The sequence below is a fragment of the Halomonas eurihalina genome, assembly GCF_008274785.1.
GTDB classification, from domain to species: domain Bacteria; phylum Pseudomonadota; class Gammaproteobacteria; order Pseudomonadales; family Halomonadaceae; genus Halomonas; species Halomonas eurihalina.
Genome location: NZ_VTPU01000003.1, coordinates 58,617 through 72,369 on the forward strand (window position 1 = coordinate 58,617; position 13,753 = coordinate 72,369).

Annotated in this window: 12 protein-coding genes and 1 pseudogene; 10 read left to right on the forward strand and 3 right to left on the reverse strand. The window is 58.1% G+C overall.

The window, feature by feature from the left end; genetic code table 11:
• Positions 1–16 precede the first annotated feature (16 nt).
• The 5 genes from FZZ93_RS04290 (at position 17) to FZZ93_RS04310 (ending at position 4,875) form a co-directional block, all read left to right on the forward strand.
• Positions 17–1,075: a ChuX/HutX family heme-like substrate-binding protein gene (locus FZZ93_RS04290; protein ID WP_149321099.1), complete on the forward strand. Its 1,059-nt coding sequence runs from the start codon at positions 17–19 to the stop codon at positions 1,073–1,075.
• Positions 1,072–1,965 carry a heme/hemin ABC transporter substrate-binding protein gene (locus FZZ93_RS04295; protein WP_149321100.1) on the forward strand — a complete coding sequence of 298 codons (894 nt, stop codon included), beginning with the start codon at positions 1,072–1,074 and terminating at the stop codon, positions 1,963–1,965. The genes FZZ93_RS04290 and FZZ93_RS04295 overlap by 4 nt, the downstream gene beginning before the upstream one ends.
• Entirely contained in the window at positions 1,956–2,999 is a 1,044-nt protein-coding gene (locus FZZ93_RS04300; protein ID WP_281290357.1) for a FecCD family ABC transporter permease, read from the forward strand. The genes FZZ93_RS04295 and FZZ93_RS04300 overlap by 10 nt, the downstream gene beginning before the upstream one ends.
• Positions 2,993–3,751, forward strand: coding sequence for an ATP-binding cassette domain-containing protein (locus FZZ93_RS04305; RefSeq protein ID WP_149321101.1), 759 nt, complete (start codon positions 2,993–2,995; stop codon positions 3,749–3,751). The genes FZZ93_RS04300 and FZZ93_RS04305 overlap by 7 nt, the downstream gene beginning before the upstream one ends.
• Positions 3,752–4,035: 284 nt before the next feature.
• Positions 4,036–4,875 (forward strand): glycosyltransferase family 32 protein, encoded by an 840-nt coding sequence (locus tag FZZ93_RS04310; RefSeq protein WP_149321102.1) that lies wholly within the window; start codon positions 4,036–4,038, stop codon positions 4,873–4,875.
• 73 nt (positions 4,876–4,948) lie between these two features.
• On the opposite strand, the gene FZZ93_RS04315 is transcribed toward FZZ93_RS04310, so the two are convergent.
• Complete coding sequence (locus FZZ93_RS04315) at positions 4,949–5,455, reverse strand: hypothetical protein (RefSeq protein WP_149321103.1); 507 nt, start codon at positions 5,453–5,455, stop codon at positions 4,949–4,951.
• A gap of 249 nt (positions 5,456–5,704) precedes the next feature.
• Positions 5,705–6,127: a hypothetical protein gene (locus FZZ93_RS04320; protein WP_149321104.1), complete on the reverse strand. Its 423-nt coding sequence runs from the start codon at positions 6,125–6,127 to the stop codon at positions 5,705–5,707.
• 517 nt (positions 6,128–6,644) lie between these two features.
• Between FZZ93_RS04320 and FZZ93_RS04325 the strand changes: the two genes are divergently transcribed.
• The 4 genes and pseudogenes from FZZ93_RS04325 (at position 6,645) to FZZ93_RS04345 (ending at position 11,254) form a co-directional block, all read left to right on the forward strand.
• Positions 6,645–7,049, forward strand: coding sequence for a hypothetical protein (locus FZZ93_RS04325; protein ID WP_149321105.1), 405 nt, complete (start codon positions 6,645–6,647; stop codon positions 7,047–7,049).
• Positions 7,050–7,149: 100 nt separating this feature from the next.
• Positions 7,150–7,827: pseudogene (locus FZZ93_RS18750) on the forward strand (IS5 family transposase); the annotation flags it as partial.
• A 662-nt stretch (positions 7,828–8,489) separates the two neighbouring features.
• Complete coding sequence (locus FZZ93_RS04340) at positions 8,490–10,172, forward strand: Hint domain-containing protein (protein WP_149321107.1); 1,683 nt, start codon at positions 8,490–8,492, stop codon at positions 10,170–10,172.
• Positions 10,173–10,888: 716 nt separating this feature from the next.
• On the forward strand, positions 10,889–11,254 hold the full coding sequence (locus FZZ93_RS04345) for a hypothetical protein (protein ID WP_149321108.1): 366 nt from the start codon (positions 10,889–10,891) through the stop codon (positions 11,252–11,254).
• 157 nt (positions 11,255–11,411) lie between these two features.
• Here FZZ93_RS04345 and FZZ93_RS18755 read toward each other — a convergent pair whose 3' ends face one another.
• Positions 11,412–11,735: a DUF1654 domain-containing protein gene (locus tag FZZ93_RS18755; protein ID WP_149321109.1), complete on the reverse strand. Its 324-nt coding sequence runs from the start codon at positions 11,733–11,735 to the stop codon at positions 11,412–11,414.
• A 285-nt stretch (positions 11,736–12,020) separates the two neighbouring features.
• On the opposite strand from FZZ93_RS18755, the gene FZZ93_RS04355 reads away from it, so the two are divergent.
• A complete protein-coding gene (locus FZZ93_RS04355; RefSeq protein WP_149321110.1) occupies positions 12,021–13,610 on the forward strand; it encodes a peptide chain release factor 3 in 1,590 nt (529 codons plus the stop codon).
• Positions 13,611–13,753: the final 143 nt, after the last annotated feature.

Here is a 13,753-nt window from a genome sequence, read left to right on the forward strand (position 1 = left end):
AGCGGAGGTCACGATCATGAACGTTTCTCGAATCTCCAGCACGGCGCGCCGTCGCGCGATCCTCGATGCCTTTGATGCGGTGCGTGAGACATCGCCGACCCAACCCGTCGAGCGCATTGCGCGGCGTCTGGACATCAGCGAGGGCGAGCTTCAGGCGGCGCGCCTAGGTCGCGATACCTGGACGCTGTCGCTGGCGCCTCGCGAACTGGCACGCCGTTTCGAGGCGCTCGGCCAGGTCGAGGCCAGGACCCGTTCGACGGCGGCGACCCTGATCCAGCGCGGGCGTTATCCGCGCCTGGCCGGTGGCGATGCCGCCGGCTTGCTGCTGGCGCCGGGTGGGCTGGACCTGCGATTGCTGTTCTCCCATTGGCACTGGGCTTGCCTGGTGCGGGAACGGCCGCGTTGCGGCTCGGTGGACTGGCGCGTACAGGTCTTCGATCAGCACGGGCGCACCTTGCATAGCTGCCGAGCCCTGGACACGGCGCTCAGCGACGGCTGGACGGCCCTGTTCGAGGTGGCCACCGAGGATGAACCGGCCTTCACCCAGGAGATGCCACGGCCGACCAGGGCCATTTCTGATGTCGAGGGGCTGGCTGAGGAATGGCAGGCCATGCGTGATGTGCATCAGTTCTTCACCTTGCTGCGCCGCCATGGCCTGGAACGCCATGAGGCCAATGCCCTGATGGAGGGGCGCTTCACCGAGGCGCTGGCGCCGACGGCGTTGGAGAACGTGTTGCGGCGGGCCAGCGAGCGGCGTTTGCCGCTGATGTGTTTCGTCGCGAGCCCGGGCTGCGTGCAGATTCGCACCGGCGAGCTGCCGCTGCCCAGATGGTGCGATGGTCGCCTGACGCTGTCCGATGCGGATTTTGCGCTGAGTCTCAATGACGACGCCATCGCGCGCGTATGGCGGGTGCACAAGCCCAATGCCGATGGAGGGGTGACCAGCCTCGAGGCCTTCGACGATCAGGGCCGGCTGATCCTGCAGCTCTATGCCGAGCGGCGCGAGGGTCAGGCGGAGCGTGCCGACTGGCGGCACCTGCTGGAGGCCTTCCCGCGCTGGGAGGCGGTGGCATGACAACGGTACTTGGCTGGCGGACCTGCCTCATGGGCCTGTTGTTGTGCATGACGATGCCCGTCATGGCCGATGATGAGCGCTGGGTAGTGCTGGGGGGCGATATCGCCGAGACCATGGTGGCGCTTGGCGCGGCCGATCGCCTGGTCGGCCGGGATGACACCAGCTTGTACCCGGAGACGGTGACCCACTTGCCCTCGGTGGGCTATCTGCGGCGCCTCTCGGCAGAGAGTGTGCTGTCGCTGAAGCCGGACCGCATCCTGGCCAGCGGCGATGCCGGACCGGCGGAGACCCTCGAGCAGCTCGAGGCCGCCGGGGTGGCGGTCGAGGTGATCGAAAGCCCCGACAAGCTGGCGTCGATTCCCGACAAGGTCCGGTCCGTCGCCGAGACGCTGGGCCTCGAAGCGCAGGGGCGCGAACTGGTCGAGTCGCTGCGCGATGAACTCGATGCCTTGGCGACGTTGCCCGAGCGGCCGAACCTGCGGGCCATGTTCATCCTTAGTCATGGCGGGATGACGCCGATGGTGGCCGGCCAGCACACCGCGGCCCAGGAAATGCTGGAAACGGTGGGGCTCGATAATGCTTTTGCGGCGATGGAGGGCTACAAGCCGGTCGGCGCCGAAGCCTTGGCCCGCCAGTCGCCCGAGGTGGTGTTGATATCGCGCCGCGGGCTGGAGGCCATGGGGGGCGAAGAGGCGCTGTGGGCGATGCCGGGGCTCGACATGACGCCGGCCGGTGGCGACAGGCGACTGCTGGTGATCGATGACCAGGGGCTGCTCGGGTTCGGGCCGCGTACGCCTGCGCTGTTGCTGGAACTGCGCGAACGTCTCGACACCTTACTGATGGAAGATGATAGCGCCCTGGTCGAACGCGAGGTGCCGCCATGGACATGAGCCTGCCGCGTGCCGGGGTAGGCGGGGTGTCGCGGCGTCGCCTCACGCGTCGGTTCGGCGTGCTGGGCGGGCTGTTGCTGGCCTTGCTGCTGGGCCTGGCCTGGGCCGCCGCCTCCGGTTCGCTCGGTGTCTCGCCGGTCGAGTTCGTGGCGGGCGAAGTGACGGCGATGGATTGGCAGGTCTGGTGGCAGTTGCGCCTGCCGCGTTTGCTGTTGGGCGTGTTGGTCGGCGCGATGCTGGCAGGCAGCGGTGCCGCCATGCAGGGGCTGTTTCGCAATCCGCTGGCCGACCCGACCCTGCTGGGCCTGGCCAGTGGCGCCGGACTGTGCGTGGCGGTCTGGGTGGTGTTGTTCCCCGGCAGTGATGTCTTCGGTCTCTATGGCCAGTTCGTGGCCGGTTTCCTGGGGGCGCTCGGTGTCTGCCTGCTGGTCTTCGGGCTGGCGCGTCGGCGGTCGGGCAGTGGAGCCGTGCTCACCCTGCTGCTGGCGGGCTTGGCAATTAATACCCTGGCCGGTGCCGGCGGTGGCCTGTTGGCCTTCCTGGCCAGTGACGAACAGCTCCGCCAGCTCAGCCTGTGGGGCATGGGCAGCCTGGCGCATTCGCTGTGGGGAGCGACCCTGGTGGCGCTGGTGCTGGTGCCGCCGGCACTGATCGTTTTGCTGCGCCGGGCGCGGGATCTCGATCTGCTGCAACTCGGCGAGGCGACGGCCCATGCCGCGGGGCTGGATGGCCGGCGACTGAGGCGTCGCGTGGTGATGGCGACGTCATTGGGCGTCGGTACCTGCGTGGCGGTGAGCGGCATCATCGGCTTTCTCGGCTTGCTGGTGCCACATTGCCTGCGCTTGTGGCTGGGGCCGGGGCATCGCCTTTTGCTGCCGGCCTCCATGCTGGGCGGCGCCTTGCTGCTGGTGGTGGCCGATAGCCTGGCCCGTGTGCTGGCGATGCCGGCGGAAATGCCCGTGGGGCTGCTGACGAGCCTGCTGGGCGGTCCTTATTTCCTGTATCTGCTGCTGCGCGGGAGGCAGGGATGCTGAGTCTTCATCACGCCGGCCTGATCGATGCGCCGAGCCTTTCGCCGTTGCACGGCGAGGTGACGCCGGGCGAGGTGCTGGCCATCGTTGGTCCCAACGGGGCCGGCAAGACGACATTGCTGACGATGCTGTCCGGCTTTCGCCATTCGCAACTGGGGCCGGTCACCCTGGACGGCTGGTCCCTGGACGCCTGGACGCCCGAGGCACTGGCCGGGCGTCGGGCGCTGGTCGCCCAGTTCGAGCCGACGGGGTTCGACTGGCCGGTACGCGATCTGGTGGTGCTGAGCGGCGATCCGGGGGAGGCGGCAGTCGCGGAAATAATGGGTCAACTGGAGCTTGCCTGCCTGGCCGAGCGGGGCGTATCGAGCCTATCCGGCGGCGAACGTCAGCGCGTCATGGTGGCCAGGGCGCTGTGCCAGCTGGCTGCGGCGCGTCGTGACCATGATCGGGATGGTGGCCTGTTGTTGCTGGACGAGCCAACCAGTGCTCTGGACCTTGGTCAGCAGCAACGCATGATGCGCCTGTTGCGGCGGCTGGCGGTGGAGCGCCGCATGGCGGTGGTCTGCGTACTGCATGACCTCAACCTGGCCGCGACCTACGCCGATCGAGTCTGGCTGATGGCGGCGGGCAAGCGAGTGGCGAATGGCACGCCGCGTCAGGTGCTCGAGACCGATCGTCTGGCCCTGACCTATCGCGCCGATCTGATGGCACTCGACCGGGAGGGTGAATCTCCCTGGTTGGCCTTGAGGCCTTGAGGCCTTCAACGGATATGTCACAGAAGCGGTGAGACTGGCATACTGGCCCGTCATGGAAGGGACGTGGCCGACGTTCCAATGGTTTCTCTCAAGGCTGGCCAGGGGAGGTCGTTGCCATGTCCATCTCGCGTATACTGTGGTGCCTTTTAATCGTTGCCATCGGGGTGCAGTTGAGTGGCTGCTCGCCTATTCCGGATGTGCCGGGACCGATCGGCATTCCGGGCTTGTGATCAGCGGGACACGAACAGTAATAAGGTAACCGTTACCATCATGGAGTCGATGACATGACAAGGCAGGCGTCCAATACAGGCGCGTCGTTATCGAGACTTTTCGTTGGCCGTCTGATCAAGCTGACGGGCAATGTCTTCAAGTTGATGAGCTATCCATTCCATTGGGTGCTGCCCGACAAGCGCTTCACCCTGCCGTCGCATGCCGCGCCCTTGATCCGGGCGCGTCGGCCGTCGACCATACCGAGAATCCTGTGGCAGACGAACTTCACCGACCGGGTGACACTGCCTGTTTATCTGAACTATCTCTGCAATCGCCTGATGGCGCCGACCTTCGAATATCGTTTCGTCTCGACCCAGGGGCGCGCCGATTTCATCGAGGCGAACTATCCAGCCGAGGTGTCGCGGCGCTATTCGCGACTCCAGATCGGTGCCGCCCAGGCGGATTTCTGGCGGGTGCTGGTGCTGCATGCCCATGGTGGTGTCTACATGGATATCGACGCCCATCTGATCTGGCCGCTGGAGCGGATCCTGGGAACCGAGCGGGAAGCCTTGTTCGTTCGTTCCCGAAAGGGCGGGTTGACCAATTACTTCATCGCCAGTCGGCCTGGTCAGGCCGAAATACAAGCAGTGTGCCAGGCCATTGGTGACAACATCGCCGGGAATCGCCAGTGCGGCGTTTTCGATATGACCGGGCCTGGCGTCTTCGATGAGGTAATCGATGTCGACTCGGTGGAGAGCGAGTCCTATCGTTACCTCTGCCTGCAGGGCAGCTTCACCAATGAACGCTTCCAGTACGTCGACAAGCCCGAGGGCAAGTGGACGCAGGAGCAGAAGTCCATCGGGGTGCTGCGCGGGGAAGACGACGAGACGCCAGAGGCCGCCGAGAGGCGCTGATATCGCGCAGTGAACGGCGCGCCGGTCGCTATTGCCGGGGGGAATGAGTGCGTCGAGTGGCTCGATGCCCGCTTCATTCGCGTTCCAGATCGATCGTTTGAATGCGCCAATGCCGTGCCTGCTTGCTGCATCCCGGCACATCGTTGCAGCGCTTCAGCGTCATCGTTCCTTCATGCGAGAACGGTTCGCCGCGGCGAGTGCCCGACACCCGGATTGAAACCTCGGCGAACAGCGTGCCGGCGGCGCCTTCCGTCCGGGTATCTCCCGTCGCTTCTCCATCGAAGGCCTGGTAGGCGAGCATGGACTTCTCGAAGAGATCGGGCCCGCCTTCGTGAGTCGAACTCGTGGGTGCCCACATGTTGTAGGCCTGGTCAAAGTCTCCGGCTTCGAGCCGTTGAAAGTAATGCCGGGCGACCGACACAGGGTCATGTGCCGAGGTGTCGACATCGGTATCGGTCGTGGCGGTCGTCTCCGGTTGCCGCTCCAGTGTTGCCGCCTCCGGGGCGCAGGCGACGAGCGATCCGCATAGCGGGAGCAGGAAAAAGGTCAGCAGCATCGTTTGCCGGGAGGGGCGGTGCATCGTCGTCTCCTGTCTGTGAATGGCGTTGGCAATCTGAGGCAGCGTAGCACCGGACCGGGCTTGCCGGTACAATTGGCGCCTTCCTCATCCATACTCGCCCGGTTGCGTTCGGACTTGAGTGCAAGGGCAAGTGCAAAGTAGAGCCATGCTGTAATGACAGACGCCAAGCAAGCCCATGAAGCCGGGCTTCGACGTACCTTTGCGATCATCTCGCCCCCCTGTAATCCTACCTGTCTCCCTCTGTAGCATTCAGTCCCCTGATTCCGCCCGGAATCTTCGCCAAAATAGATTCTTTCTGTTTTTCGTATCGCACATTGTCGTCGTGCGTAACTTTCCATTGAAGTGGCCCACGGTGAACTCGATGCCGAGTTCAGCGATGCCACATCCCAGCAAGTCTTCCTCGACGAGGTGCGTGGCGAAATCCGTCACCGCTTCGGGGTCGCCGCACTGCTCGCGGACATGCTCGATGTCGCGCGAGTGCCGGCTCCATTCGCTGGTATGCATGGCTACCTCCACAACTGAATCAGCGGCTCGTACCGCGGTGATCGGGTCTTTCGGCTCAGCCCAGCGGCTACCGATGATGGGATGCCGAGGTGTCGTGATGATATTTCCCTTGGCACGGGCTTGGCGCTTCTCCTCGATAAGCCGCACTTTCCTTTCCTTGATGTTCACTGCCACACCTCCCGCAGCTCGCGCTCGAGCCGCATTTCGTCGTGTTTCCGGTCTATCTGGAGTCGTGCGACGTAGCGGTCAGCGCCGCGCTGTTGGTGATCGGCTGCATATCCGTCCCGCGGTAGGCAAAAAAGATCCCGCCGGAGAGGGCGGGCAATACGCAGGGAATCGATGGCCGGCTCTCGCCGGAGTTGATACGAGTGCATTCAAATGCCCCTGGTCCCATGTATCCCACCCGTGAAGGTGCCCAGGGTATTTGGATACCTCTATGATTTCATTGAGTAGTTCAGAAGCTACGCGCCGATTTTGTTAGGTAAAGTGCCTTTTTTGGTATGCAAACTGTTTTTGCTTGAGAATAGTCTGTATTGGAATAATATTTGTTTTCCATGTAAACTCTAAGGTAATCATGGTGATATGTTACTTGTTTTTAATTGGGTGTTTGGGGTGGTGTTTATTTGTATGTTTGTTTGTGTTTGTGGGGTATTATTGTCTTGGTTGTTTTGGCTGGAGAAGCCCCATGAAAAATCTATCTCTGTTTTCTGGTAGGGAGCTAATGAGTGTTGCTTCTTTTGCAAGGTGCAAGTTCTCTTATATCCCTGTCCCCACCTCCATGGGGAAAAATGAAGGAAAGCCTTTTTTTATAGCAAAATCAAAAGAAAAGGAATGCGATTATAGCGCAATTGATACTGCAGAGAATGAGGGGTGGCCGATTGCACCTGGAAGCCGGGAAGTAGCCAGGTTGAGTAAAGAAGGAGCCACTTCAAGCTCAGGGTTGCCCAAGATAAAGAAGGCCTTGGAGAATTTCAAGGACTATCTTTGCGGGGTAAAAAAAAGAAGCCCGGACAATGGTTCTCAAACAACTTATACCCCAAAGGGTAAGGATGAGAAACCTGGGTTCAGCCGCCCTCCCTATATAGACTGAAGAGTCTAGATAAGCATGCAGCGCGCACTGGTCGGTACGGGGTCGCCTTAGGCGGCCCTGTTTTCGTTTATCATCCCTACGCTTTGTCTGAAAAAATCAGTGGCGAGATGACGGCACACTCGAGTGCATCCTGTCACGCTTCCACTTGGAGCTTCGGGAAGATGGCTACATGGATCTCGATACCAGGATGGTGGATTCCACCTCGATTCGTGCGACTCGCTCTGCCGCTGGTGGCGGTAAAAAGGGGCTCTGGAACGGGTAGACCCTGCACTTGGACGAAGCCGAGGCGGTCTGACCACCAAGATCCACCTGGTTTGCGATATCAATGGTGTGCCCCTGAGCTTCTTGCTATCGCCTGGTCAGCATACCGATTCACGCTATCTCGTTCCCGTCATGGAGCAGATCCGCTTGCCAGGTCGTAAGGGGCCGTCCCCGTAAGCGCTGTCGCCATCTGCTTGCCGACCGAGAGTACGATAGTGATCGATTGGGTCGATACTGCGACCGGTGCGGGATACGCCGACTATCCGGTATCGAAAGATGCACCGCCGCCCCAAGCCAGGATCCCCCGCCTGTTCCAGCGTCCGCGTTATCGGCGTCGCAATGTGATAGAGCGTCTATTTGGCTGGATGAAGGAAAAGCAGCGACTCTGTACCCGCTACGACAAGCTGGCAAAAAGTTACCGCGCTATGGTCACGCTGTGTCCTGCGTCGAGCGCTGTTTGCGGTTCTACTTTTCAGAAGAACGTAACACCCTGGACGGCCATCAACTTGGGCCATAGTCGGCAAGCCGGCCAAGGCGACTCATCTTCTGAGTGAGTTTTAGGTGTTACGTCTGATAACCCTGCATCCATTGGCTTTTTTCAGGTAGAGCTCGTGAGAAATCATCCAAATAGACTGGTTATAAAATAGCTAAGATCTTGAGTTTAATAGTAAGGAATGTCTAGCAGTGTAACGCTCTTGAGTGGTGGGTACAAAAAACCTAAGCCTGGCGCCTATATCTGTTTTTTGGGGGGTGTATGTAATATATTGACTACAAAATATGTAATACATGCTGATGTCAGTTGTGCGAAAAGTCAGCTTTAAGCGTCCGTGGGGAGGAAGCTTGGAGAGGGATGCCTGCTCGTCAATGGGTTGAAGATGTTTTTAACTAAAAGTATAGAATTTTTACAATTTTCTCCTGATTTAGCTGGCTAATATTCTTCATAAAACATAATGTGTCCTGGGGTCGCAGCTTGTCGATCCAAGAAGTTGTAGAGGTTTTTCAGCAATTTCATGGGTGGTTCGAGAAGCGTGATGCTTACGCGAAGCCAAATGTTTTTTGGTTTTTTGGTAATTCTTTGAAATATATAAGCAGGGAAGTATTGAATGGCTAATATTACAGGGACAAATAACGACGACAATCTTGAAGGGACTTCAAACAATGATACTATTGATGCGCTAGATGGTAATGACCCTTGATGGATTGGGTGGCGATGACACTCTGAATGGAGGGGGTGGTAATGACACTTTGCTAGCTGGTTTTGGTACTGACCAGTTCAATGGTGGCGAGGGAACGGATACCGTTAGAGTTTCGGGAACCGGTGTCGAAGATCTAGTCTTCAATATAGATTTAGAAGCTGGTAGTGACAACTATGGCAATACCTATAGTGGTGTGGAGAACGTCACTGCAGGGAATGGAAATGATACGCTGACTGGCGATGCGACCGCTAACATTCTAGATGGTGATCATGGCGATGACACTCTGAATGGTGGCGGTGGTGATGATACCTTGTTAGCTGGTTTCGGTACTGATCAGTTCAATGGTGGAGAGGGGACGGATACGGTTAGAATTTCGGGAACCGCTGTCGAAGACGAAGTTTTCAATATAGCTTTAGAAGCTGGTAGTGACAACTATGGCAATACCTATAGTGGTGTGGAGAATGTCACTGCAGGGAATGGAAATGATACGCTGACTGGCGATGCGGCCGCTAACGTCCTAGATGGTGATCATGGTGATGATACTCTGAATGGTGGCGGTGGTGATGATACCTTGTTAGCCGGTTTCGGTACTGATCAGTTCAATGGTGGAGAGGGGGCGGATACCGTTAGAGTTTCGGGAACCGCTGTCGAAAATGAAGTTTTCAATATAGATTTAGAAGCTGGTAATGACAACTATGGCAATACCTATAGTGGCGTCGAAAATGTCACTGGTGGGGCTGCAGATGACACCTTGGTCGGCGATGGTGAAGCTAACGTCCTTGATGGCCATAGCGGCAATGACCAAATCACAGTTTCAGCGGGTGATACTGCGATCGGTGGAGATGGTGACGATACCATCACTATCGATTTTTCTGGTGCTCCTGATGGTAGCAGCGTGACCATTGATGGAGGTGACGGAGGCTCCGATCACGATACTATCAATTTGGCAGAGGGATATACGGTAGTTGAAGACTCCTATTCAGCGACCGACGATGAAGATGGAAATTCCCAGAGCGGTTCGGTTCAGGTCACAGATGGGGAAAATACCCACACAGTTGACTTCACGGAAATTGAAGAGCCCATCTGCTTTGCCGAAGGCACGTTGATTGCAACTCCTAGTGGCGAAATACCTGTGGAGAAACTCCAAGTGGGGGATGTCATCCTGTCGGACAAAGGCAAGTCAGTTCCTGTTCGCTGGGTCGGGCGCCAGACACTCGTCAAGTCACGGCTCGCAGAGCGTATGCAACCTGTGCAGATTGATGCAGATGCTCTGGGTCATGGACTTCCGCATAGCGATCTGACCCTCACTGCTAGCCATGGTATGGTCTTGGACGGTCTTATCATTAACGCCTCGGCATTGGTGAATGGACACAGTATCCGCATGGTCCCCCTGGCCGATCTACCGTCACAATACAAGGTGTATCATGTTGAAACTGAGTGCCATGATGTCATCCTTGCCAATGGGGCGGCATCCGAGACCTTCATCGATTATGCAGATCGGAAGACCTTCGACAATTATCAGGAATACCTTGATCTCTATGGTATCGAGCGAATTGTCCCTGAGATGTCCTGCCCACGGATCTCAGCCCGGCGCCTCGTGCCGAAAACGATCCGTGACCGGCTGAACATCGCAGAGCCAGAACTCTTCGCCAGGCTTGGTGCTTGATGATCCATGAGCTTTGAAGCATAAATAAAGTGCAGCACTTTGGCCGGTAGAAAGGAGAGGGAGTATCGAGACCTCCCAGCCTTGCCGGCCAAATTACATAATAGATCCACCATGTGGTTGCCTGGCAGGTGTACGATGCGTCTATCTCGAGGAAGAAAGGCTGCCCTCATCAACGGTGCCATGTTGATGTCAGAGAGGTCGCACGGCCAGCTCCATCAATTCCTTCTGATCTAACCTGTTTGCTTCTCCGCGGCATAGCCGTCTTTGCAAAAAATAAGCGTTCATAGGTCCTGGGTCGCCTTCCAAAAGATCTTTAAAGGCTAGGTAATATCTTGGTTCGCATGAATCTGCCATAACCATTCCCTGCATTTCTTTGTCATATTCGTCTTTTTTCTTATTAAGAATGATTATATACGAAGTGTTACAATATGGTGAGGTTTGTAATAATTTGGTGTTTTGCGATATTCGCCTCTCGATCCCGTTCTTGGGACCGGCATTACCTATCCCCAGCAACATCATGTTCCCCAGCTGATCCAATGGGCGCTCAGTAACAAAATGTCGCAATTGTTTCTCATTTGTTATTGCGTATTTAAAACATTAGTGATGGCTGTTAAAGATGTCGTTACTGATCCTTCAGGATTAGCAGTAAGCCGTATTGTGGATGTCCACAACATGGTGGCTTTCGTATAGCAAACCCCCACAAGGAGGAATGGCTCATGAGCAACGACAACCTGACTACCGACGAAATGGGCGATGTCGAAAACATCTCGTTCGGTGACATCTTCAACGGCCTGAAGAGCGCCGCTAATGCATTGCGGCTACCGGGAGCGCCGAAGATTCCATACACCTCTGACGACTCTGACCTGTCTGGTAACACGGATTCCGTTGATCACTGGGGAGGCTTGGATAACGCGCTTCAAGCGGCGGGCGTACATGCGGAGGCCTTGCTCGATGACTGGGACAACCAACAGGAAAATATCGTGCAGCACTTCGAAGAGGACCCGGTTGACGAAGCGGGAGCCGATCAGAGGGCACTACAAGCAGGTCTGCAGATGATACTTGAAGCATGCAAACGAAAATGATGAATAAAAGGTAGCGCAAGGGGGAGACAACTCCCGCACCATGACAATCTCCAATGACATGCCGGAGAGGTCTCCATCTTAGGTGGGAGCCTCTCCGGTATTGTAGCCGTGAGTTCTTCTATAGTCTTTAGTACCAGAACCGTCTGCTGTAGAAGAGCTAGCCTCTCCATCTGTTGTGGAACTCGATCCATTCTTTGGTGGACGGTATTGCCCGGCCTAGGCCGATCCATCCGTGGCGATTGAGCCGCTTTCGCCACTGTGTGATCTGATACTGCGTGGACACGTCACGCCTCAGTCGGTACCCAGCGACCAACCAGCTCTCCTCGGCGCGCGTCACATCCACATTCTCGTTCTCACTGATCTCATCGATCAGTCGATCCCAGTCGTCCTGGCTATCGCTTTCCTCCGGTTTGAGTTGGGCCTGGCGGTTCTCTCGGCGGTTACCCGCGGCGATCTGAGTCTGGGGGCGCTGGGCGAGCAACTCGTAGGAGGTAGGGCGATGTTGCTTGGCATGGTGGAACTCCCTTACTGGTTCTGTCTATTTATACAGCATTATCAGGCAGAACCGGGACGACAACCTGCTATTCGTGCGATAGCGGGAGGGCTACGACTCAACCCGTTTCGAGAGGTGCGAGGCCAAGGGGGGATGGATATCAGCGACATACCCACCAACCTCGCGCTACAATCCGCCCATCACCTCAACATATGCACCGGAGTACTTTGAGGAATATGTACAAAGGTGTGTACAAAATGCTGACGGAGCCTCATGACAGACGCCAAGCAAGCCCATGAAACCGGGCTTCGACGCACTTTTGCTATCATATCGCACCCCGACGCGGGTAAGACCACCATTACCGAGAAGATGCTGCTGTTCGGCAATGCCATTCAGATGGCGGGTTCGGTGAAGAGCAAGCGAGACGACCGCCACGCCACCTCCGACTGGATGAAGATGGAGCAGGAGCGTGGTATCTCCGTGACTACCTCGGTGATGCAGTTCCCCTATGGCGGGCGCATCGTCAACCTGCTCGACACGCCGGGTCACGAAGACTTCTCCGAGGATACCTACCGCACCCTGACGGCGGTGGATTCGGCGCTGATGGTGATCGACGGCGCCAAGGGCGTCGAAGGTCGCACCATCAAGCTGATGGAGGTGTGTCGACTGCGTACCACACCGATCCTGACCTTCATCAACAAGATGGACCGCGACATCCGCGACCCCATCGAGGTAATGGACGAGGTCGAGGATGTGCTGAAGATCCAGTGCGCGCCCATGACCTGGCCGATCGGCATGGGGCGTCACTTCAAGGGCGTCTATCACCTCTACAATGATGTGATCCACCTCTATACCCAGGGGCAGGGCAACCGCATCTCCGAGGACAAGCGGATCGAAGGGCTGGACAATCCCGAGGTCGACGAGGTACTCGGCGAGGATGCCGCCGAGGAACTGCGCATGGAGGTCGAACTGGTGCGCGGGGCGTCTCACGCCTTCGACCACGACGCCTACCTGCGCGGCGAGCTGACGCCGGTCTACTTCGGTACCGCCATGGGCAACTTCGGTGTGCGTGAGATGCTCGACGGCTTCGTCGAGTATGCGCCGTCCCCGCAGGCCCGCGAGACCGACCAGCGGGTCGTCGAGGCCGAGGACGGCAGCTTCAGCGGCTTCGTCTTCAAGATCCAGGCCAACATGGATCCCAACCATCGCGACCGCGTCGCCTTCCTGCGGGTCTGTTCCGGCAAGTACGAAAGAAACATGAAGATGCGGCACGTGCGCATCGGCAAGGACGTGAAGATCGCCGACGCCCTTACCTTCATGGCCTCGGATCGCACCCATGTGGAAGAAGCCTGGCCAGGTGACATCATTGGCCTGCACAACCATGGCACCATCCAGATCGGCGATACCTTCACCCAGGGCGAGGACATGCGCTTCACCGGCATTCCTCACTTCGCTCCGGAGCTGTTCAAGCGCGTGCGCCTCACCGATCCGCTGCGGATGAAGGCCCTGCAGAAAGGGCTCCAGCAGCTTTCCGAGGAAGGCGCGACCCAGGTGTTCATGCCGCTGGACAACAATGACCTGATCCTCGGCGCGGTGGGTACCCTGCAGTTCGACGTGGTCGCCCACCGGCTCAAGCAGGAGTACAAGGTCGACTGCATCTACGAGGGCGTCAACGTGCAGACCGCACGCTGGATCGAATGTGACGACCCCAAGATGCTGGAAGACTTCAAGCGCAAAGCCAGTGCCAACCTGGCCATCGACGGCGGCGGCCACCTCACCTACATCGCCCCGACCCGGGTCAATCTGCAGATGACCCAGGAACGCTGGCCGGACATCCGCTTCAATCACACGAGGGAGCACTGACCAGGCGCTGCGCGCCTGGAAGAACGCGGCTGACGCCGCTGGAAGAAGGAAGAACGCCCGGCTACGCCGGGCTGGAAGGGGGAAGATCGCGGCTGATGCCGCTGGAAGAGATAAGAACGGCGCCAAGCGCCTTTAAGAGGGAA

What these genes read in the sequence shown, in the direction of transcription:
- FZZ93_RS04340 (WP_149321107.1), top strand. Translation starts at nt 8,490, where the DNA reads ATGGTAATGACCCTTGATGGATTGGGTGGCGATGACACTCTGAATGGA.
- FZZ93_RS04315 (WP_149321103.1), bottom strand. Translation starts at nt 5,455, where the DNA reads ATGCACCGCCCCTCCCGGCAAACGATGCTGCTGACCTTTTTCCTGCTC.
- FZZ93_RS04325 (WP_149321105.1), top strand. Translation starts at nt 6,645, where the DNA reads ATGAAAAATCTATCTCTGTTTTCTGGTAGGGAGCTAATGAGTGTTGCT.
- FZZ93_RS04295 (WP_149321100.1), top strand. Translation starts at nt 1,072, where the DNA reads ATGACAACGGTACTTGGCTGGCGGACCTGCCTCATGGGCCTGTTGTTG.
- FZZ93_RS04355 (WP_149321110.1), top strand. Translation starts at nt 12,021, where the DNA reads ATGACAGACGCCAAGCAAGCCCATGAAACCGGGCTTCGACGCACTTTT.
- FZZ93_RS04310 (WP_149321102.1), top strand. Translation starts at nt 4,036, where the DNA reads ATGACAAGGCAGGCGTCCAATACAGGCGCGTCGTTATCGAGACTTTTC.
- FZZ93_RS04305 (WP_149321101.1), top strand. Translation starts at nt 2,993, where the DNA reads ATGCTGAGTCTTCATCACGCCGGCCTGATCGATGCGCCGAGCCTTTCG.
- FZZ93_RS04290 (WP_149321099.1), top strand. Translation starts at nt 17, where the DNA reads ATGAACGTTTCTCGAATCTCCAGCACGGCGCGCCGTCGCGCGATCCTC.
- FZZ93_RS04345 (WP_149321108.1), top strand. Translation starts at nt 10,889, where the DNA reads ATGAGCAACGACAACCTGACTACCGACGAAATGGGCGATGTCGAAAAC.
- FZZ93_RS04300 (WP_281290357.1), top strand. Translation starts at nt 1,956, where the DNA reads ATGGACATGAGCCTGCCGCGTGCCGGGGTAGGCGGGGTGTCGCGGCGT.